Source organism: Paenibacillus sp. PCH8, assembly GCF_002968835.1.
Classification (GTDB): domain Bacteria; phylum Bacillota; class Bacilli; order Paenibacillales; family Paenibacillaceae; genus Paenibacillus.
Window position 1 is genome coordinate 869,738 of the sequence record NZ_PKQK01000002.1, and the last position, 21,234, is coordinate 890,971.

Annotated in this window: 16 protein-coding genes and 2 pseudogenes; 9 read left to right on the forward strand and 9 right to left on the reverse strand. The window is 47.8% G+C overall.

What is annotated here, in order from left to right; genetic code table 11:
* Positions 1–55: 55 nt before the first annotated feature.
* From C0Q44_RS16730 to abnA, 6 genes and pseudogenes are all read right to left on the reverse strand, one after another.
* A complete protein-coding gene (locus tag C0Q44_RS16730; RefSeq protein WP_105408377.1) occupies positions 56–1,036 on the reverse strand; it encodes a glycoside hydrolase family 43 protein in 981 nt (326 codons plus the stop codon).
* A gap of 846 nt (positions 1,037–1,882) precedes the next feature.
* A pseudogene (locus tag C0Q44_RS16735) lies at positions 1,883–3,360 on the reverse strand (family 43 glycosylhydrolase).
* Positions 3,357–4,199, reverse strand: coding sequence for a carbohydrate ABC transporter permease (locus tag C0Q44_RS16740; RefSeq protein WP_036611483.1), 843 nt, complete (start codon positions 4,197–4,199; stop codon positions 3,357–3,359). The pseudogene C0Q44_RS16735 and the gene C0Q44_RS16740 overlap by 4 nt, the downstream one beginning before the upstream one ends.
* 26 nt (positions 4,200–4,225) lie before the next feature.
* Positions 4,226–5,116, reverse strand: coding sequence for a carbohydrate ABC transporter permease (locus tag C0Q44_RS16745; protein WP_105408528.1), 891 nt, complete (start codon positions 5,114–5,116; stop codon positions 4,226–4,228).
* Positions 5,117–5,283: 167 nt separating this feature from the next.
* Positions 5,284–6,624, reverse strand: a complete 1,341-nt coding sequence (locus C0Q44_RS16750; protein WP_105408378.1) for an ABC transporter substrate-binding protein — start codon at positions 6,622–6,624, stop codon at positions 5,284–5,286.
* A 132-nt stretch (positions 6,625–6,756) separates the two neighbouring features.
* Positions 6,757–7,668, reverse strand: a complete 912-nt coding sequence (abnA, locus tag C0Q44_RS16755) for an arabinan endo-1,5-alpha-L-arabinosidase AbnA (protein ID WP_258166401.1) — start codon at positions 7,666–7,668, stop codon at positions 6,757–6,759.
* A gap of 383 nt (positions 7,669–8,051) precedes the next feature.
* Here abnA and C0Q44_RS16760 point away from each other — a divergent pair, with 383 nt between their 5' ends.
* The 4 genes from C0Q44_RS16760 (at position 8,052) to C0Q44_RS16775 (ending at position 11,347) form a co-directional block, all read left to right on the forward strand.
* The gene (locus tag C0Q44_RS16760; protein WP_105408529.1) at positions 8,052–8,969 is read left to right on the forward strand and encodes an ArsR/SmtB family transcription factor; all 918 of its coding nucleotides are present in this window, start codon (positions 8,052–8,054) and stop codon (positions 8,967–8,969) included.
* 266 nt (positions 8,970–9,235) lie between these two features.
* Positions 9,236–10,156, forward strand: a complete 921-nt coding sequence (locus tag C0Q44_RS16765; protein ID WP_105408380.1) for a helix-turn-helix transcriptional regulator — start codon at positions 9,236–9,238, stop codon at positions 10,154–10,156.
* An 89-nt stretch (positions 10,157–10,245) separates the two neighbouring features.
* Entirely contained in the window at positions 10,246–10,755 is a 510-nt protein-coding gene (locus tag C0Q44_RS16770; RefSeq protein WP_105408381.1) for a DinB family protein, read from the forward strand.
* A 22-nt stretch (positions 10,756–10,777) separates the two neighbouring features.
* A complete protein-coding gene (locus C0Q44_RS16775) occupies positions 10,778–11,347 on the forward strand; it encodes a YdeI/OmpD-associated family protein (RefSeq protein WP_105408382.1) in 570 nt (189 codons plus the stop codon).
* A 227-nt stretch (positions 11,348–11,574) separates the two neighbouring features.
* Here C0Q44_RS16775 and C0Q44_RS16780 read toward each other — a convergent pair whose 3' ends face one another.
* Entirely contained in the window at positions 11,575–12,438 is an 864-nt protein-coding gene (locus tag C0Q44_RS16780; RefSeq protein ID WP_105408383.1) for a helix-turn-helix domain-containing protein, read from the reverse strand.
* A gap of 146 nt (positions 12,439–12,584) precedes the next feature.
* On the opposite strand from C0Q44_RS16780, the pseudogene C0Q44_RS16785 reads away from it, so the two are divergent.
* Positions 12,585–14,098: pseudogene (locus tag C0Q44_RS16785) on the forward strand (glycoside hydrolase family 43 protein).
* Positions 14,099–14,213: 115 nt separating this feature from the next.
* Here the strand turns inward: C0Q44_RS16785 and C0Q44_RS16790 are convergent.
* Positions 14,214–15,137, reverse strand: coding sequence for an S-layer homology domain-containing protein (locus C0Q44_RS16790; RefSeq protein ID WP_105408384.1), 924 nt, complete (start codon positions 15,135–15,137; stop codon positions 14,214–14,216).
* Between the two features lie 514 nt (positions 15,138–15,651).
* On the opposite strand from C0Q44_RS16790, the gene C0Q44_RS16795 reads away from it, so the two are divergent.
* The 3 genes from C0Q44_RS16795 (at position 15,652) to C0Q44_RS16805 (ending at position 19,716) form a co-directional block, all read left to right on the forward strand.
* Complete coding sequence (locus C0Q44_RS16795; RefSeq protein WP_374955105.1) at positions 15,652–17,238, forward strand: ABC transporter ATP-binding protein; 1,587 nt, start codon at positions 15,652–15,654, stop codon at positions 17,236–17,238.
* Positions 17,231–19,048, forward strand: a complete 1,818-nt coding sequence (locus C0Q44_RS16800) for an ABC transporter ATP-binding protein (RefSeq protein WP_105408385.1) — start codon at positions 17,231–17,233, stop codon at positions 19,046–19,048. Before C0Q44_RS16795 ends, C0Q44_RS16800 begins: the two co-directional genes overlap by 8 nt.
* A 170-nt stretch (positions 19,049–19,218) precedes the next feature.
* Positions 19,219–19,716, forward strand: coding sequence for a hypothetical protein (locus C0Q44_RS16805; RefSeq protein WP_105408386.1), 498 nt, complete (start codon positions 19,219–19,221; stop codon positions 19,714–19,716).
* 35 nt (positions 19,717–19,751) lie between these two features.
* Here the strand turns inward: C0Q44_RS16805 and C0Q44_RS16810 are convergent, their stop codons facing one another.
* The gene (locus C0Q44_RS16810; protein WP_374955106.1) at positions 19,752–20,171 is read right to left on the reverse strand and encodes an Lrp/AsnC family transcriptional regulator; all 420 of its coding nucleotides are present in this window, start codon (positions 20,169–20,171) and stop codon (positions 19,752–19,754) included.
* A gap of 184 nt (positions 20,172–20,355) precedes the next feature.
* Here C0Q44_RS16810 and C0Q44_RS16815 point away from each other — a divergent pair, with 184 nt between their 5' ends.
* Complete coding sequence (locus C0Q44_RS16815; protein ID WP_105408388.1) at positions 20,356–21,132, forward strand: MBL fold metallo-hydrolase; 777 nt, start codon at positions 20,356–20,358, stop codon at positions 21,130–21,132.
* The last annotated feature ends 102 nt before the right edge of the window (positions 21,133–21,234 follow it).

Here is a 21,234-nt window from a genome sequence, read left to right on the forward strand (position 1 = left end):
TTAATCAGTATCATTCACTGAACAAGGGCTCCTCTATGAAAAGCTATACTACATCTTATGTTGCTTCCACTACTGTTTTTCCATCTGGAACCGGAACCCCAAAATTCGGCGTGCCATCTTCATTCCAATGAATGACTTGTGCCCGTGCGTGACGGTTCGGATCATACAGGGGGTCACCCTCGATGTCTTTGTAATTACGCGCATGATAAATCAGAATATCCGTTTGCCCATCCGGTGAAACCGTAAAGCTATTATGACCCGGACCGTATTGGCCGTTCGCTTCACAATTCTGGAATACAGGTTTGGGCGATTTCACCCAGCTTGCCGGATCGAGCAAATCAGCATCTTCATCTGCCGTGAGCAGACCCATGCAATAGTTGTAATCGGTCGCACTGGCCGAATAGCCGATGAACAACCGCCCGTTCCGATGCATCACGGCTGCTCCTTCATTGACCTTAAAGCCGATGATTTCCCAATCGTACTCCGGCGTTGAGATCATGACCTGTTCGCCGCGTAGCGTCCACGGGTTTTCCATTTCAGCAATGTACAGGTTCGAGTTGCCCACAATATCAGGATCTTTCTGTGCCCAGACCAGATAGCGAATTCCCTTATGTTCAAAAGTCGTTGCATCCAGCGCGAATGATTCCCAGCGTGTATAAATCTGTCCTTTCTCTACCCACTCTCCTTCGAGAGGATTCGCAGAATCGTTCTCCAGAACATACATCCGGTGATCGAACAAGCCTTCATTAGTCTCACTGGTATGAGCCGCAGCGTAATGTATGTACCATTTGCCATCGATAAAATGAATCTCAGGTGCCCAGATGTTGGCACTCATCGGCCCCGTTTCACGCTTGGTCCAAGCCGTTACTGGTTCAGCATCTCTTAACTCTTCTAAAGTCTCTGCCCGCCGGATCTCAATCTGATCGAAGGCTGGTACGGAAGCGGAGAAATAATAGTAACCGTCTGTATGTCGGTACACCCACGGATCAGCGCGCTGCTCCAGAATGGGATTAGTAAACGTAATTGAATCAGTCATGGGAATACTCCCCTTTCAAATGTGTGAGATGGCTCGGAGTTAGGGATGTAACGCATACGTGAAAAGAAAAGGCAAGACATGGTGCACCGCGGACGTTCGGTGGTGGTAGGGCCTTGGTGCTCTCTTGTCCTCCGATTTCTCTTTCCACCGCTCTTGGCGGTTGAAATCGGATGCCAAACTCGCTCCTGCGGCTCCTTCCTCCCCCTCACTGCTTGTGCACCCTTGGAGCAGTAGCTCGCTCTTTTCGCGCTCGCTGGGTTACTATCTAACTCCGAGCCTTTATATTGGCTCGGTCTTATGGGGTCGACCGCTTCGCTGGGTCAACTCTCCCCATGTAGTACATGGCTGGCCGCAAGTTATCGGCCAGCTCTTGGTGCACCGCGGACGTTCCGGGGGTGGCAGGGCCTTGGTGCTCTCTTGTCCTCCGATTTCTTTTACCACCCGCTCCTGGCGGTTGAAATCGGATGCCAAACTCGCTCCTGCGGCTCCTTCCTCCCCTCACTGCTTGTGCACCCTTGGAGCAGTAGCTCGCTCTTTTCGCGCTCGCTGGGTTACTATCTAACTCCGAGCCTTTATATTGGCTCGGTCTTATGGGGTCGACCGCTTCGCTGGGTCGACTCTCCCCATGTAGTACATGGCTGGCCGCAAGTTATCGGCCAGCTCTTGGTGCACCGCGGACGTTCCGGGGTAGCAGGGCCTTGGTGCTCTCTTGTCCTCCGATTTCTTTTCCCACCGCTCCTGGCGGTTGAAATCGGATGCCAAACTCGCTCCTGCGGCTCCTTCCTCCCCTCACTGCTTGTGCACCCTTGGAGCAGTAGCTCGCTGGGTTACGCGCTGTTTGCCGCCTTATTCCTCAGCCGCGCTGATCCGCTTGCCCCAGACCGCGATGCCGCGGTCGTTGAGGCCAGTCGTCACCAGCGTGGGCTGGCTTCGCTCCCAGTCCCAGGACGGGAGCAGCTGTAGTTCCTCTGTGGAAGCTCCGCCCCATGGGCTTTCCTTCCACTTTAGCGTTAGCGTTTGTTTGCCATCAAACGTCCAGGTTCCTGAACCGCTTTCGCTTTCAATCTTGCCTTTGTCCGTTAGTGTATAAGGCACGGCCTCAATCTGCCCGTCCACCGACGGATCAAGCGCCATGCCTTCCCACTCCCCGGCGATCATGGACTTCGGAATGTCCTGTGCGGTCTCACCGGCGTAACGTTCAGGTGAAACTACAGGCCAGCCGTCCTTGCTCCACATCATTTTGCGTACATGCAGATAGGGCCAGTTTTTATCCGTCTCGCCCCGTGCATGATGCACGATGTAATAATCGTCTCCGTCCTTCAGAACGGAGTTATGACCTGGTGCAACCCAGCCTTCACCTTCTGTGAAGCGATAACCGCCGAGAATCTTGGTGCCGATCTCATATTGCGGCAGATACTCCGTGTCTAGCATGTTCATGCCGTTCACATCGGTGTACGGGCCTGTGATTGAATCCGAACGCGCAACGCGCACATTATAATCTTCGAACAAGGAGTCGTACGAGACGAAGAGATAATACTTTTTGAACTCTGGATTATACACCATGTATGGACCTTCCACTGCGCCTTCTTCCGTTGCACGATCCCGAGCAGCAATACGGGTACCATAACCCTCGTCCTTAAATTTCCCCGTGTCCGGATCGAGTGGCGCAATATAGATTCCGTCAAAAAATGAACCGTAGACCATCCACGAATTACCCTCGGCATCCACAATCGGATTAGCATCAATGGCATTCAGCTTATCCTGTTCATTCGCGGAAGTCTTCACAACCAAGCCTTCATCCGTCCATGGCCCTTCCGGGGATGAAGATGTCTGTAGACCAATCGCCGATTGGGTACTACCGAAACTTGATGCTGAATAATACATCCGATAGGTGTCGCCAACCTGAATCACATCCGGTGCCCACAAGTTGACCGCACCTGTCCAGTCCAGCGCTTCTTGCGGAATGCCCGGTAGTGCCTGCCCTACCCATGTCCAGTTAATCAGATCATCTGATTTACGCACCATGACCCCCGGTTTGGGCTCTCCTGCCACGCGAACGTCTGTGGAATAGACGTAGTATCCCTCGTCGGTTTTGATAATGGCCGGATCATGCGCATTGTTTACTGTCCAGCGTGTTTCATCGTCCAGAATTGATTGGTCATATAACCGAGTATCTTGAGGCGCTTCTGGAAATACAGGACGTGGTACCGTATCTCCTCCCCATCTCCTGAACAGCCTGTAACCCCGATAAGCAGCAGTAACATGGAAGCAACAACCCCTTTCTTCAATTTGGACGCCCCTCGGAATCGCTTCCGCTGGATCATCCCTTGACTCCCGAAATGGCAACCGATTCAATAATCTGTTTCTGGAAGATCAGGAAGATGATCAACACGGGTAACAGAGCTACAATGGAAGCCGCCATAATGAGCGGGTAATCGGTCTGAATCGCGTACGTGGCATTGAAGTTGGCAATGACCAGTTGTAATGTCTGTTTCTCCGGTGAATTCAGATAGATAATCGGGGCCAGATAATCGTTCCAGATGCCCATGAACCAGAGAATCAACTGTGCCGCGATCGCCGGTTTAATCAGCGGGAACGTAATGCTGGAATACAACCGGAAATAGGAACTTCCATCGATCTTGGCTGCCTCGATAATCGCATCAGGCACACTAAGCAGGTATTGTCGCAGGAAAAAGATCATGATTACGTTACCGAACAGACCTGGAACAATTAGTGGCAAGAGTGTATCCACCCAGCCCAGCTTCGCGAACATGATGAATTGCGGGATCATAACGGTCGGATAAGGTATCATCATGGAGGCCAGCAATGCGAGAAACAGTTTGTTTTTATGCGGGAATCTTAGTTTGGCAAAGGCAAAGGCTGCAATGCTGGACGTAAACGTACCCACCACCGTCACACTCACCGCAACAATGAGGCTGTTTTTGATTCCGCTGAGCAGCGGACCAGCTTCCCAGATTTCTTTGTACTTTCCAAATTGGAATACTTCAGGTATCCACACGGGCGGAAGCGCGAACACATCCTGTTTCTCCTTCAATGAAGTGGACAGCATCCAGATCAGTGGTGCAATCATCGCAATAGCACCAATGGCCAGAACGATAAAAATAATCGAGTTTGTTAACTTCCTCTTTTGACTGTAAGACATCTCCGGTTCACTCCTTTCCTTGACCATCAATCCCCATCATAGGCTGATTTTTCGTTCATTTTGAATTGCACCAGGGTAATGACAAAAATGAAAATACCGAGAATCATGGCCATCGCTGAGGCATAACCCATCTGCAGGTTACTGAACGCTTTCTGCCAGATGTAGAAGACGATTGATGCCGAAGAATATTCAGGACCACCGGTAGGTGTCATAATGTTCATCTCGGTGAAGATCTGGGAACCACCAATGATATTCGTAACAATCAGGAAAAAGGTAACTGGCTTCACCATGGGCCAGGTGATGTTGCGGAAGATTTGGAACCCATTGGCGCCATCCAGCTCAGCCGCCTCGTAATATGTACGTGATACACTTTGCAGTGCGGCCAGGTACAATAACATCGTGTAACCCAGACCTTTCCATATTGTCATAATAATCAGAGCGGGCTTGACTGTATCTTTGTTCGCGAGCCAGTTCGGGCCTTCAATACCCAACAGGTCAAGGAACTGGTTCACCAGACCATAATCCCCGTTGTACGCCCAGTTCCACATGATGGACACCGCAGCGAGGGAAGAAATGACCGGGATGTAATAGATCACACGGAACGTTGTGGTGCCAGGGATTTTACGATTCAGCCCCATCGCCAGCAACAACGCGAGCAACAGACCAATCGGGATACCGAGCATCAGAAAGAATGTATTGAACATCGCTTTGTAGAAGAGGTCATCCGTGAGCAGATCCTTGAAGTTGGCCAAACCAATGAAATTCATCTGTCCCAGTCCGTCCCAGTCGGTAAAGGAACCATAGAGGGAATAGAGGAACGGGAACATGACAAAGATCAGCAACCCCAGAATTGGAGGTAAAATAAACAGATATCCGTACAGCATCTCTTTGCGATACAAACTCGATTTCGTAATCACCGCGTTCACCCCTGTTACTAGTATCAGCATGTGGCATTCTTCGATTGAACCTGTTCGATCAACGAATGCCACATGCTCGTATGGAATCCAATAACTTCCAATAAGTTTCAATAAGAATAATGCCAGCAGCATGATTGCAGGCTACCGGCATCACCCTATCCTATCTACTATTTCTGAGATTTCTTTTCCTGTTCAACTGCTTTGTCGAGCAACTTCTGCATTTTGGGTTGCTGCTGCTTCACATAATCTGCGGCTGTGATTTTGCCATCCAATACCGGCTGGATGTCGGTGAAGAACAGATCATACCACTCTGCATTGTACGTGTAGTTACCTGGCAGAGCCCGACCGTAATCCTCTACGATGTCAATGAATTCCTGCTTATTGGCTGGTTTCGTGGATGTATCTTTGGCCCACTCGTCTGCCATGTCAAGCAAGTTTGGAATTTGTACCTTGGCATCCACCAGTTGCTGCATGCCTTCCTTCGAAGCCGTAAGGTAGTTCACTAATGCAGCTGCTTCTTCCGGATGTTTCGTTTTGGCGGATACCCCAATTCCAAGTGAACCGATCCACGTTGCCGATTTTCCAGTCGATCCGGCAGGGAAAGGCAGCAGATCATAATCAAAAGGCAGTGTCTCGAATGTACTCATATCCCATGGACCTACAGGGAAGAAAGCCATCTCACCTTTCATCCAGCGTTGGTACGTATCCAATGTTTGCGCTTCCTCAATAGAAGGCGTAATTTTGTATACGTTCTGCATATCCGCGAAGAATTGTAATGCTTCCGCGAATTTAGGATCATCGATTGTTACCTTCGTTTTGCTCTCATCCAACCAGTCTCCACCATTGCTCCATACAAAGGATTGCAGTGCCCACTGTACGTTGAATCCTGTACCGTATACATCCGGTTTGCCGTCCCCATTGGTATCCTTGGTCGCTTGCTGGTTCACCTGAATGAACTCTTCCCATGTGTACGGTCTATCAGTGTCAGGGAATGGAATGCCCTCTTTTTCAAACAAGGTCTTGTTATAGCCCAGTGCAAATGGCCCCAGATCCTTAGGCATACCGTAGATATCACCCTGGCCTGCCATTTGACCGTCATAACGATACAGATCCACGCCGTATTTCCAGATATTATCGAGATCGACATCCGGGTTATTTTCAATATACGATGTGAGGTTCATCAACACATTGCTGTTCACATACGCTTTCACGTCGCCCGGATTGATATAAAATACGTCAGGCAAGCTGTTGCCTGTAATTGCCGCTCTCAGCTTGGTCGCGTATTGATCCGCAGCCGTTACAATAATTTTGACTTTAACCCCCGGATGCTCTTCTTCGAATTTCTTGACCACGGCCGTGTATGCTTTCTGCTCATCTGTACCTCCGCGGAACATAAACGTCAATTCCTTGTCTCCACTAGCACCACTGCTACCTCCGCAGCCTGCAAGTACCAACGCACTTACCAGCATAAGAAGCATATACGTGACCCAACCCTTTTTCTTTACCATCTGAACCCCTCCTGATCTGGATTTGTAACCGCATTCAATTGGATGAAGTAAGATTTCTGTTGTTAAATTTATCAAATCCAGATCACTTTAGTCAATACTTTATTAAAACATTTTATATTTATTTAAAATAAATCAATACGTGGGCCAGCCATTTGCATCCCATAATAAGTCACTAATCAGCAATTTGGGATCGCCATTATTCTCTGCATCATAAGCATGACGTGCAATCACATTGCCGTTGTACACGTCCTGACCACCCGGCCCTTTCCATCTGACATTGCCTGTATCGAGTAGGGTTCCGCCGCCACTTAGCATGTTCACTCCGTTTTTGTCCACATAAGGACCGGTAATACTGGTCGAACGACCATAGACTATTTTGTAGGTGCTGTTCACACCTTTGCAGCAAGAATCGATTGAAGCAAACAGGTAATAGTATCCGCCGCGATACACAATACTTGGTGCTTCAATCGCTCCTCCGTTATTCGGACGTGCAGCAATGGACGTTATGCCTCCTGTCGGTTTCATCGTGTTTTTGTCCAGTTTGACAATCTTCAGACCACTCCAGAACGAGCCGAAGGCCAGCCAAGGGTTACCTGAAGCATCAATGACTAGATTCGGATCAATGGCATTATAATTATTGGCAGTCGTGGTCTGAAGCACCAATCCTTCGTCCTTCCACTGCCCTGTTCCAATGCTGTTGGCAGACGCAAGACCAATCGCAGACCGATTGGAGCCAAAGGTGGAGATCGAATAATAGAGCCATACTTTTCCGTTATACTGCTCCACATCTGGCGCCCATACATCCAATCCGCTTTGTCCCGGAACGGCAGAAGCCCACCAGGACGGCTTACTCAAGAAGATTTGTGGAACACGATACCAGGACGATCCATTATCCGATTTCAATACCTGAATGCCCGAGCCGGTTGAGAAGGTGTACCAAGAACTGCCCTCTTTGATAATGGATGGATCATGTACAGCAATGTCTCCGCTTAGATTCCAGAACGCAGCCAAAGCTTTGGACTGACCCGCCAGTAGCAATACCATCACAAGTAATGCCGGTAACACCCACCGTTTCCATTTCAACCTCTTCACATTGCTCAACTTTTCCAAACCGAACTCCACCTTTCCTGATCAATTGGTTAATTAGGTTCATGAATATAATAGGATTATAAAAGCGGTTACATGACAATTCAATGGTATATTTCAAATATTTGTGAACTAATTTATACTTATTTTATCTGGATTAGTTAACAAAATGTAGTTTTATTTTTCATTTTTCCGCTTATACACAGGGGTTTTGGCTTCTACTTCTCTGCCCTTCCCTTCCATCAGCTAATGATTTATAATTGTCTGAAATAAAACATGTAAATGTGCAAACGTCTGCGCTAAAGGGGACTTTGTTCAGAATGGGGAAAGGAAATCCACCTATGATTTATATTAAAGATCTGATGTCGGGTGTAAAAATATTCAAAGCGCTCAGTTCGGAAATTCGGATTCAAATCATTGAGTTGCTGGCCAAGAACCAAAGTCTTAATCTCAATGATCTTGCAACCAAGCTGGGACTCAGTAACGGCGCAATAACCATGCATATCAAGAAACTTGAGGAAAGTGGTTTGATCGAGATTAACACCGCTGTTGGCAAACATGGCATTCAGAAAATCTGTTATCTCAATGAGGAAAAATTAATGGTTGATTTACGTTCACAGGAGATTAACAATCGTTACGAGGTTGAAATTCAAGTAGGTCATTACAGCGATTATCAGGCCGCCCCTACATGTGGTCTTGCTACCCGGGACAGCATTGTGGGCGAGTTCGATGATCCGCGCTATTTTGCTGATCCACTGCGAATTGATGCTGAGATGATCTGGCTGGCTGAAGGTTACCTGGAGTATCGCATTCCCAACTATCTCAAGCCTAATCAGTCGTTTAGCGAAATTCAGCTGTCGATGGAGCTGGGTTCCGAGGCACCTGGTTTTTGCGACAATTACCCTTCGGATATCTACTTCTACGTTAACGGGATTGAAATCGGATGTTGGACGAGTCCGGGCGATTTCGGCAACACACGCGGAACCTTTAACCCGGAATGGTGGCCTCCCCATCTGAATCAATATGGCATGCTGAAGCTGATCCGAATCACGCAGGAAGGCAGCTATATTGATGGATGTCGTATCTCGGATGTAACGCTTGACCAGATTGGTTTGGATTACAAAAGTGATATTCACTTCCGCATTGCGGTTACCGATGGACCTTTGAACAAACGTGGCTTAACGATCTTCGGCAAAAACTTTGGCAACTATGGGCAGAACTTACTCGCCCGGGTTCTCTATAATGTTCAGGAGGACTAGAACAAGCTCTCGCCAATAGCTCAATATAACGGTTCAACCTCACCATAGGATGTCTTAGAAAGGAGTGCTATCCAGCGCTCCTTTTTGTCGTTTCCACACATCTGACCGCGAAATATACAGAATCTCTAAACCAACTGAATTGATTCTCCAAGGTATGTATACCATTACAACCGAAATTCCTGTAAACCCTCTCCCCTTGGGTACTTATATCGTTGTGATATAATAATGGCCTGAATGACAATCGGAATAACGGGCGGGGATACTTTTTGAAACTGGAGCGATTGATCTCGATCATATACAAGTTGTTGAACCACGAAGTGTTGTCCGCTTCCACGCTAGCCGAAGAATTTCACGTATCCCCAAGAACCATCTATCGGGATATCGATGTGATCTGTGCTGCCGGCTTCCCTGTCGTGTCCCACCAAGGAATTAAGGGCGGTTATGGCATGATGGACGGATACAAAATGGATAAAAGCCTGCTCGGCTCATACGATGTGAACTCCTTGATTACTGTACTCAGCAGTCTCTCCACCGTCTTCGAAGACGCACGTGTACAGGGAACGATTGAACGTCTGCAAACGATTGGACCCGGACATCAGAATTCAAGTCTATCGGTGGATCTGGAGACTCGCCGAACGGAACCCGATGCGCTTCGGCATCTGCGAACAGGTATAACAGAGCATCGCGTTGTGCATTTCGACTACATCAATACGAAGAATGAACGTACGAATCGCCAGATGGAACCGGTAAGGCTTCACTTTAAATATCGCAATTGGTACGTATACGGATTCTGCCAGACAAGGCAAGATTATCGGGAATTCCGACTGTCCCGGATGATGAATGTGAACCTGACATCAGAGTTCTTTCAGCCCCATCCTGAATTGCCCAAAGAGGTCGTTAAGGTAGATAAGATAAGGCAAAATCAGGTCAGTGATGTTGTATTTCGGGTGAACTCTGAAACGCTTGCGGAAGCCTTGGATCATTTTCAACAGGCAGATAAACAATTTCATGACGATGGAAGTATGACGATGCGCATCCAAGTCCATAAGCCGTTACAAGCCAAGTGGTTTTGGTCGTTCTTGCTTAGTTTGGGCAGCGGCGTAGAGGTACTTGAACCGGTTGAACTACGAGGCATTCTGAAAGAACAACTCCAGAATGCCCTTCAATATTACGAAGAGGAAGTATGACACGCTGTTGTCATACTTCTTTTTATATAATGATCTTAGTAAGTTACAAGTTAACCCAATCCATCGCCATAACAAAGGAGACGTTATTCATGAATCATCCGGAACAAATGTATTATTACCACACCTGGGCCACTGAAACGATCCTGGGAAGAATCAAGGAACTGCCTAATAGTGTGCTGCATCAAGAGGTAAACAGTTCCTTCCTTACTATCGCCCACGCCCTGAGTCATATCTATGCGGTGGATCAGATGTGGTACCTGGTGTTGACAGGAACCGGTATGCCCGAAGCATTCCAAACCTGCATGTCCCTCAATGGCGAGATTCACGATTCTGTAGATGATTACATTCAGCGATATGCCGAGTTATCCGAACAATATAACGTGTGGCTTCGAGACCAAACTGATCTGGAACAAACCGTTCTGCTTGACAATCCATTCGCCGGGGTCCGCGAAACCAGCTTGGCGGAGATGGTATTCCATGTCGTTAATCATGGGACGTATCACCGGGGCAATATATCCACCATGCTGCGTCAGTTGGGGCATGCCTCCACCATGAATGACTACGCCCTCTATTGGTATCAGAAAGCTGCTATAGCATAGAGAACATTGGAGCATCTTATCGATGAAAAACGAAAATTATATTCCTGCGCAATCGAGGGAAGAGTTGAGAACGTGGTTGCAGGAGAACAGACAAACTCAGAAATTCTGCTGGGTGATCGTTAGTGTGAAACCACAGGCGGATACGCTGTTATATCTGGATGCGGTTGAAGAATCATTATGCTTTGGCTGGATCGATGGAATCAAGAAGAAAACAGCCGACAATCAACTTGCTCAGAGATTGTCTCCCAGAAGCAGCCGAAGCTCCTGGACCGAATTGAACAAGGAGCGTGTCCGCCGCCTTGAGAAATTGGGATTCATGCATGAGGAAGGTAGAAAGGTTCTGCCTGCTATGGACCCGGATGCTTTCACCATCGATGATGAGATCAAACAAAGACTGATCGCGGACATCCAAGTGTATGCAAACTTCATGGCATTCCCGACTCTATATCGAAACGTTCGGATCGACACAATCCAAAGTGTGAAACACCAGCCAGCATTATTCCATAGTAGATTGGATAAATTCATCACCCACACAAAGGCCAATACAATGTACGGGCAATGGCATGACCACGGACGCCTTCTGGATTATTAATGTCGCCCGGAGACGTTAAACAGTGCTGTCTCAAAAGCCCTTAAACAGAATATGGATGAAATACATGAACACCAACGCATCAAAAAGGGACAAAGCTGAGAGTTATTCTGCCTTGTCCCTTTGGTGTTTTGTTGTTCACTGTGGCTAACGAACTGAGGTGACGCTATTTGATGCATTTCAGTCCATTTGAAAATGTAACGAATCGGATACCTCTACTTAAACACGTCTCACTCATTTTTCCTGTAGTTTTTGGGAGATATGCCATAGGTTTTCTTGAACTGGCGGGTGAAATAATTACTGTCATTAAACCCACAATCGTAAGAGATTTGGGTGATGGACAGATTCCTGTTTTTCAGAAGATAACATGCTTTTTCCAGACGCAGCTTCTGCAGATAAGAGATCGGTGTCACTTGATAATAGGAGCGAAATATCCGATTCAGGTGCCTTATCGAAATGTTTGACTTCCCCGCGATGTCTTCCAATGAAAGTGGTTCTAGAAAATGATCTTCAATATATGAAATGGCATTCGCCAGATGCATCAAATTATTGCCCTCGATCCCCTTCTCCTGCGTATCATATTGCCTCGACAAATAGACAACCATCTCCGTGAGACGTGAGACCAGCATCGTCTGATACCCTTGCTCTCTGCCATGATATTCCTCAATCATGAACGAGATCAGCGACTCTATATAATCCAGACTGGAAATGGATAACGACAGTTTACTGGGAAATGAATGAATATTACGATAGAACGGTTCCAATACAAACAGCGCCTGGAAACCGTTAGATCTCCTCAAATCGGGTCCAGCTGATGCAAGCATTTCGGGACTGAACATTACGTTGCAGATCTTAAAATCATGAGGCTCTTTATAGGCATGATGGGTGTCTCCATTGATCACAAATACATTTCCTTTTTTGATAAAAAATTCCTCGGTGTTCACCACATGTGTTGCATGACCATTCAGAACAATCACAAGTTCCGTAAAATCCACATGATTGTGCATCTCCATATCCGTATCGTGACCCCCGTACTGAATGAAAAACGGGAATTCCTGATCTGAAGTAAACCATCTCAAATATGCATTACTCAATAACATTCCCCTCCGCAAACATTGTTGGGCTGAATGTCTATATCATGCTACTCCAAGACCGAAAAATCAAGGTCAAGGACGATTGGAACCCCTATAATCTCTGTTATAGTACGCATCAAATGGGCGACCAAGAGGAGTATGATATGATGAAATATACCAATCCGGTAATCCCGGGTTTTTATCCAGATCCAAGCATCTGCCGTGTACACGAAGACTACTATCTGGTAACCAGTACATTCGAATATTTCCCGGGCGTGCCCATCTTCCACAGCAAAGACCTTGTGAATTGGCTCCAGATCGGGCATGTACTTACAACTACAGAACAGCTTCCGCTTGCGAGCGCTGGAAGCTCTGCCGGCATCTATGCACCGACGATTCGGCACCATGAAGGCTGGTTCTACATGACAACCACCAATGTCAGCTACGGCGGAAATTTCTATGTACGTAGTGCCCAGGCCGAGGGACCATGGTCTGCTCCGATTTTTGTTGATCAGGGCGGCATTGATCCCTCCTTTCTCTTCGAAGAAGATGGACATGTGTACTTTCAAACGGCCTGTAACGGCAGTGAAGGCGAAGGCATCTACCAATGCGAAATAGACATCTCGACGGGAAACAGACTGACGGATAGTCGATTAATATGGACAGGAACCGGCGGAGCTGCCCCGAAGCTCCTCACTTGTATAAAATAAACGGCCTCTACTATCTGATGATCGCCGAAGGTGGAACCGAGTATGGTCATATGGAGACCATCGCTCGGAGCACAGATCCATATGGTCCATTCGAGCCGTGTCCTCATAATCCCATTTTGTCCAATCGCAGCATGAAGACCAGCATCCACGCAACCGGTCATGCGGATCTTGTTCAGATCCAGGATGGGAGCTGGTGGGCCGTATGTCTCGGATTTCGTCCTGCTTCCTATCCAATGCGACATCATCTGGGACGCGAAACGTTCCTTGCGCCTGTCACATGGACGGAGGAAGGTTGGCCACTTATCGGTGTGAACGGACACATCGAGCCGGTGATGACCGGTCCTTCGTTGCCTGAGCATCCTTGGCCGGCTCCGCCCATCCGGGATCATTTTGATGAGCCGACATTGGACAAAAACTGGATGTTCTTGCGTAATCCGGCCCCAGATAGTTGGACATTAACGGAGAATCCGGGGCAACTCACCCTGCATGGTAATCTGGCTTCACTCGATGATGGAGAGAATCCAGCTTTTGTCGGGCGTCGAATGAGTCATTTCTTATGCAATATGGGGACCGAGCTAAATTATGAGCCGAGTGTGAACGGTGAGGAAGCTGGATTAACTGTATACATGAACGAAAGATATCATTACGATATAGCCGTAACACAGATCGACGACCAGAAGAAAATCGTATTGCGGCGAACCGTCGGCTCTCTACGAACCGAAAAGGTTCTTGATTGTGACAAGGGACCGATTATGTTACAAATCAAGGCCGACCGTAATCACTTTACTTTCCTCCACCAGCAAGGTTCATCCGGTGTGATCGAAGTGGGTTCGGGAGAAACACATCTGTTGTCTACTGAAGTGGCAGGTGGCTTCACAGGTGTGATTGTAGCCATGTATGCCTATGATCGATCGGGGGAGAGTACGCCTGCGAGTTTCGATTGGTTTGACTATGAACCTTTGGATGAATAATCTCAAGCAGAACAAACCCACCCTCCATGCACGCATGAAGGGTGGGTTTTTAAGTTAAGCTATATTCTGTTCATATGCTTTGACTTAACGTAAGTTCAATATCCCAAGTAACAGATTACTTGCCAGAAGGCTGAGCTTCTGCCGTATATCCAGTTGGAATATCCGTTTCCGCAGTTACATTTGTAATCACCATCGGATACATCATGTCCGGGTCAGGTTGAATAATGGAATAGAGCACGATCGCGCGGCCATCTTTCTCCAGTTTCACATCATCAATCTTCAGACCATAACCAGGATGTGGCATTTCAGCCGAGAGCTTAACTTTGCTTGTTTTGTCATCCACCTTGGTTGTCGTTACGGAAGGCACAATACCTTGTTGCCCTTCACCTGGATTGATTGGAGCTGGCTCTCCTGAGCCCCCATTACCATGCTTATCCACAAATTCAAGTGCATTGAAGATCATGCTTGCAGCCTCCATACGGGTAAGCGACTGATCTGGACGGAAGTTACCGTCCTTATCCAGTTCAATGATGTTCATGTTCAGCAGGTTCTGGACTGCAGATACAGCGTCCTTACCGATTTTATTTTCGTCCTTAACAAGATTATACTTCATGATCACCGGATAATTGCCGGTTGTATTAATTCCTTCATGAAGCAAAGTAACAAATAGTTCACGTGTCATCTTGCCTTGCGGATTCACTTCTACAGGAATAGACAGTCCATTCTGAGTAGCCGCCTGCACCGCATCGGCATACCATGTGTCCGGACTAATTTTATTCTGAGCGGAAGCAGCCGCGTATGCATTTTTCAGACCGAATGCCTTCACGATCAGTTGAACACCTTGTGGTTCAGACAATGCGAGATCCGGGCGGAACAGGTCTGCGGTAACTCCATTCACAATACCTTTGGATTTCAATGAATCCACAACCGTCTTCTGTCCCTCATCCTTCACGTCCGAAAAAGCGAGTACCGACGCACCTCCTGCTGTCAAAGAAACGCAGAGCGCAAGTGTTGCAGCCAAACCTTTTTTATGTTTCATTACCTGGCACCTCCATATGATTAGTAAAACCTTTTTTTGACCTCTTCATCCCTACAGACGGGATACCCCGAGAAAATGTTTCAGTCATTTCGACATCTGGTGAATACAACACGGGAACACGGCATACACCTTTCCCCAATGAACTATTCTGATCCACCTGCGATTTGCTGGCTGACTTCGTTGACATCCGTTCGAATTAGCGCAAAAATAAGAATAGAGAAATTCATCTGTTGACGGATAAACAACGAATCGGTTCGCATACAGTAAGAGGGCACGACGCGCTAATACCAGGTGTCGGCCCTTTTCTTGACTCCACCTGCTGAACTGATTTCACCCATACCCAAAGGAGAACAACGCTTATGTCCAAGAAAGGATTACTTCGCGGTTATGTTGTATCGAACTGGCCTGTATATCTGGGTGCTATTCTTCTAATTATTGCTTCTAATGTCGGGCAAGCATCCTTGCCCGAATACTAGGCAGTTTCACGGATCAGTTGATGCAGAACACACTACAGATGCAGACTGTCGTAAGATACAGCCTTTCCTTGCTTGCAATTGCTATCGGATATAATCTGCTATTCGGTACTGGGCAATTCATGATTATGAAGCTCGGTCGACGCTTCGAATTCATGACACGTGAGCGCATTTTCAATAAATTTTCCGAACTCAGTGAGCATTATTTCTCCAAACAGGGGAATGGGAAACTGCTCAGTTATGTCATGAACGACGTGACTTCCGTACGTGAAGCGATATCCAATGGTGTGACGCTCATGACCAATGCTACATTTCTGTTGTTGTCTTGTATTGTCATGATGCTGCTTAGCGGAATTCCACTGACGCTCATTCTAATCAGTATTGTGCCCTTGCTGGCCATTCCATTTCTGGTCGTGTTTTTCGGTCCGCGAATTCGCAAGCGCTCTCGTGACGTACAAGAGGCCCTTGCAACCATGACAGAATCCGCAGAAGAACAACTGGGTGGCATCCGTGTAACCAAGACGTTTGCCATTGAAGACAGCGCTCGTGCTCGTTTTGGAACCACCGTCGATGCGATCAAAAGCAAACAACTGCGCCTTGTTCGACTCTCTTCCTTATTTCAGGCTTTGCTCCCACTGCTGGGAGCCATCTCATTAGTCGTTTCCCTGCTTGTTGGAGGCATTCTAACCATGCAGAACTCCATCACACTCGGAAGTTTTGTCGCCTTGACGTTATATCTGCGCATCATCATGGGACCCCTCCAGCAGATCGGCAATGTCATTAATACTGTGCAGCGCTCGGGAGCATCCCTGGAGCGGGTGAACGATCTGTTGAGCGAAGTACCGGACGTACGTGAACTTCCTGAAGCCACAGCGCTCCATACCGTTCAAGATATCACCATGGAGAATCTGACCTTCTCCTATCCCGGCAGTTCGTCTCCTGCTCTACAGAACATTCAGTTGAATATCCGTGCCGGACGAACAGTCGGTATTGTAGGCAAAACCGGCTCAGGTAAAAGCACCCTGGTTAAGCTATTGCTGCGTACATATGAACCACCCGAAGGAACGATTCGCATCAATGGAACGGATATTCGTCAACTGTCTCTGGAGAGCCTGAGATCCCGCATCGCCTATGTGCCTCAGGATGGATTCCTGTTCAGTACCACCATCCGGGATAACATCGCATTTAGCGACCGGGACGTATCGTTGGATACGGTAGAGCATAGTGCGCGGCAAGCCATGATCTATGACAATATTGTCCGTTTTCCTGATCGCTTTGATACCCTGCTTGGTGAACGTGGACTCACCTTGTCTGGAGGACAGCGGCAGCGTACCAGCCTCGCACGGGGACTGATCAAACAAGCACAATTACTTATCCTGGATGACAGCATGAGTGCAGTAGATGCCGTGACCGAGAGCGGTATTCTGCGCAGTCTGCGTGAGATCGGCAAAGGCACAACCACGCTGATCATCTCACACCGAATCAGCGCAGTCCGTCATGCCGATGATATTATCGTGCTGGATGAAGGACGAATCGCTGAACAGGGAACGCATGCAGGGCTGATGGCTGCCAAGGGATTGTACGCGGCAACCTATCGTTTGCAGGAGGAGGGATTGCATCATGTCTAACCCTAATGCCAGAACTCGCTCAGATGTAGATGCCGATCAGGATAAACGAACTTCATTTAAAGCGATGATGGCTTATGCCAAGCCGCATAAGTGGACTTTTACCGGCATATTCTTCTGCTCCCTGCTTGGCATCTCTGCGGATCTGCTTCAACCTTATCTGGTAAAAATCGCGATTGATGATCATCTGGCCATAGGCCAGACCAGTCCCTTGTTTCTCGTTCAGTTGGCCGCGATCTTTCTGGGGCTGGCTATTATCAGTTTTATTTTCACCTATATTCAGAACAATCTGTTGCAGCATGTGGGACAGAACATTGTATCCCGGATCAGAAAGGATCTGTTCAGACATATCTCCAAAATGTCCATGTCCTTCTTCGATCGCTTCCACATTGGCAGTCTGGTCACCAACGTATCCAGTGATACGGAGACGATCAGCAGCTTCTTCACTCAGGTGCTGCTCAGTCTGATTCGAGATGGCATGATGCTGGTGCTCATTATCGTCTTTATGTTCCAGCTTGATCCTGTACTGGCGAGCTACTCCCTGATCGTCCTACCTGTTATTGCTGTTGTTGCTGTCCTGTTCAGAAGTCGGCTGCGCACAGCTTATCAGAATGCCCGTACGCGGCTTTCCCGTTTGATCGCTTTTACAGCGGAGAACCTGTCCGGCATGTTTCTGATTCAGGCTTTTCACCAGGAAGAAGAACAGAAGAAACGCTTCTCGGAACAGAACGCACTTCATCTGGAAGCCAACATTACACAAGCCCGTTCCAATGTCATATTCAACCGCACATTCGATATCCTTGGCAATGCGGCATTGGTCATGATGGTCTGGCTCGGCGGTCGCGCCGTACTGGGTGAGTCTCTGCAAGTCGGGGTACTGTATGCGTTTATCAGCTATATTCGCCAATTCTTTCAACCGATTAACCAGATTACCATGCAGTGGAATACGTTCCAGTCCACCACCGTATCGATGGATCGCATCTGGAACATTCTGAACACGCAGCCTGAAGTTGCCGATCCCAAGCCTGAACAGACTTCTTCGTTGGAACCTCGGCATGTGATGGGGCAGATTGATTTTAATGATGTGTCGTTTGGTTATCGGGCAGATCGTCCCTTGATTCAGCAGTTGAATCTGCATCTCTATCCGGGTGAAATGGTAGGCATTGTGGGGACAACGGGTGCTGGCAAAAGTACACTGATCTCCCTGCTCAACCGCTTCTATGATGTAGACAAAGGTAGTATCGAGATTGATGGCACGGATATTCGGCAGCTGCCTCAAGCCAAGCTTCATCGCATTGTGGGTCTGATTCAGCAGGAACCGTTCCTGTTCTCCGGCTCCATCATTGACAACGTACGCATGTTCCGGGAAGATATTACGAGTGAACAGGCTATGGAGGCCTGCCGATTTGTCGGAGCACATGCGATGATTACACGTTTGCCGAAAGGTTACGATACTCATCTGTCGGAACGCGGAAGCGGTCTGTCTGCCGGGGAACGGCAGCTAATCTCCTTTGCCCGAATCGTTGTGTTCCAGCCGCGAGTACTCATCCTGGATGAAGCAACTGCCAATCTGGACTCACACACGGAGCAACTAGTACAGAAAGCTCTGGAATCGGTCTCTCAGGGACGCACAACGATCGTCATTGCCCATCGTCTGTCTACGGTCATGCATGCCGATCGAATTCTGGTGATGGAGAATGGTGAGATTGTGGAGGAAGGCACGCATCATAAACTGATCGAAGCCCAAGGCGTATATGCCGATCTGTATACCCATGCGCGAGATGCGGGCAAAAATTCAACTAAATCTGGATGATGAATTGACCGGAATCGCTGTTACACCATAGGTTACGCTCATGAATCTATTGGATTCGTTGACTGATCTGAATCCATGTTACGTCATACAACGTTGAACATGCCGCTCTGCTCATGCAGGCGGCACGTTTGGCATATCGATCAGGCAATAATGATTAGGAGGAATAAACGATGCAGAATGAATTAACCGAGCAAGATGGTCATCAGATTCACTATAAACGCAGCACGGCTCTATGGAAAGCGAGTCTATGCTTCCTGTTCCTTCTCTTATGCATCACTTTGTTGTGGATTATTGTGGACGGACATTCAGAAAGCATGGAGACGATCTACTACTCCATAGCTGCTGTGCTTGGTATGTGGTTGATCGGACCGCTGTTCTTCATGTTCCTGTCTCGACTAACCAGAAACCCTGCCGTGTTATTGTCTTGGGATGATGAGGCGCTGAACAACGGAAAACGGAAGACTCCATGGAGCCAGATTCGTAAAATTGAACTTGCTTCACCCGCCCGTAGCAAATGGCTGCTGTCCAATTCCCCCATGTTCGTCCTGTACCTGAAGGACGGCACACGGTCTCATATTCAGACAGATCATCTGCTCAGCAAAAAAGAGCTGAACCAAGCGGTAACTTTGCTTCAGGAAACTTTACGGGAACAACAGCTGAATCGTTGAGTGACGTGAAACAAATAAGTAGCGGATGCATTCAATCATTGTGATTTTTCAATGCCAATGGACAGGCTGACTTTGTAATTGCCATAAGGCAATAATTCTTCCAGCAATTGTCCAAGCTGTACGGTGGTTTCGGTCTGAACCCGCATTAGATAGCACCCTTCCCCGCTGACACGATGGACTTCAACGATATCCTCACGTTGGACAATAAATGCACGAAAGGCGGCATGTCTGTCGCCGGAGTTCAGAAAAACTGTGACAAAAGCCTGAAGGCCGCGGCCAAGGCGTTCCGGGTTCCATTTTACCGTGTACCCTTCAATGACTCCCAGATCCTGCAGCTTGCGCACCCTTGCACCAACAGCCTGTCCAGTGAGGTGAACTTCTTCACCAATCTTTTTATGGGAACGTTTGGCGTCCTGAATCAAGATCTGAAGTATGCGTATATCTGTGTCATCCATCGTTTCATTCATCTTGCTTCAGCAATCCTTTCACTATGAAATTAGTGCGGCCTATTTCCATTCATTATGTTATGTACGACGTTAAACGGGTTGTATACCATATAGAGGTTGTTCAAAAAGTCCGCTTTTGAACACGCACATATATAGGTAATACTATTAAACAACTTGAAGGAGTGCAAATATAATGAAAATTCAATTAATTCGCAATGCTACACTATGGCTGGAATACGGAGGGCTGAATATCCTTGTAGATCCAATGCTGATGGATGCTGAAGTCATGCCCGCATTTCCGAACACACCGAATGATCTACGCAATCCAAGAGTGAGTCTTCCTGAAACTGAAACGGATTATCTGAACCCGGATCTGTTGATCGTCACGCACACCCATCTGGACCACTGGGATGAAGCAGCCGTGAAGCAACTCCGCAAGGATATCCCTCTGTTATGTCAGCCTGGGGATGAGAACATATTCATAGATGCGGGATTCACGGATGTAACCGCTGTTGATGAGAAACACGAGCATCACTCGGTACGATTCGCCCGTACTTCCGGGCATCACGGCACTGGTGAGATTGGTGAACGCATGGGCAAGGTGTCCGGCTTCGTGCTCGAAGCTGATGGGGAACCTGTGACCTATATTGCTGGCGATACCATCTGGTGTGAAGAACCCGCTGAGGCCATTCTTCAGTATGAGCCTGAAGTTATTGTTGTAAATGCTGGAGGCGCACGCTTCGTGGAAGGCGATCCGATTACAATGGATGGACCAGACGTAGTCACCGTGATGCGACATGCGCCAAATGCTCATGTGATCGCTGTACATATGGATGCGATTAACCATTGCATGACGTCTCGCGCGGATCTCGCCAGTCACCTGGCATCCGAACAGTTGGATGGTCAGGTGCTCATTCCAAGCGATGGCGAAATTTTTGAGTTTGAAGCGAAACTGGGACACGGCAATTGATCGGGATAATCACTGTAGTCCAATTGAAAGAGCTGATCTCAACGTAAAACGTAAAAAGGCTGGATGCGAATCAATCGCACCCAGCCTTTTGTATTAAGGGAC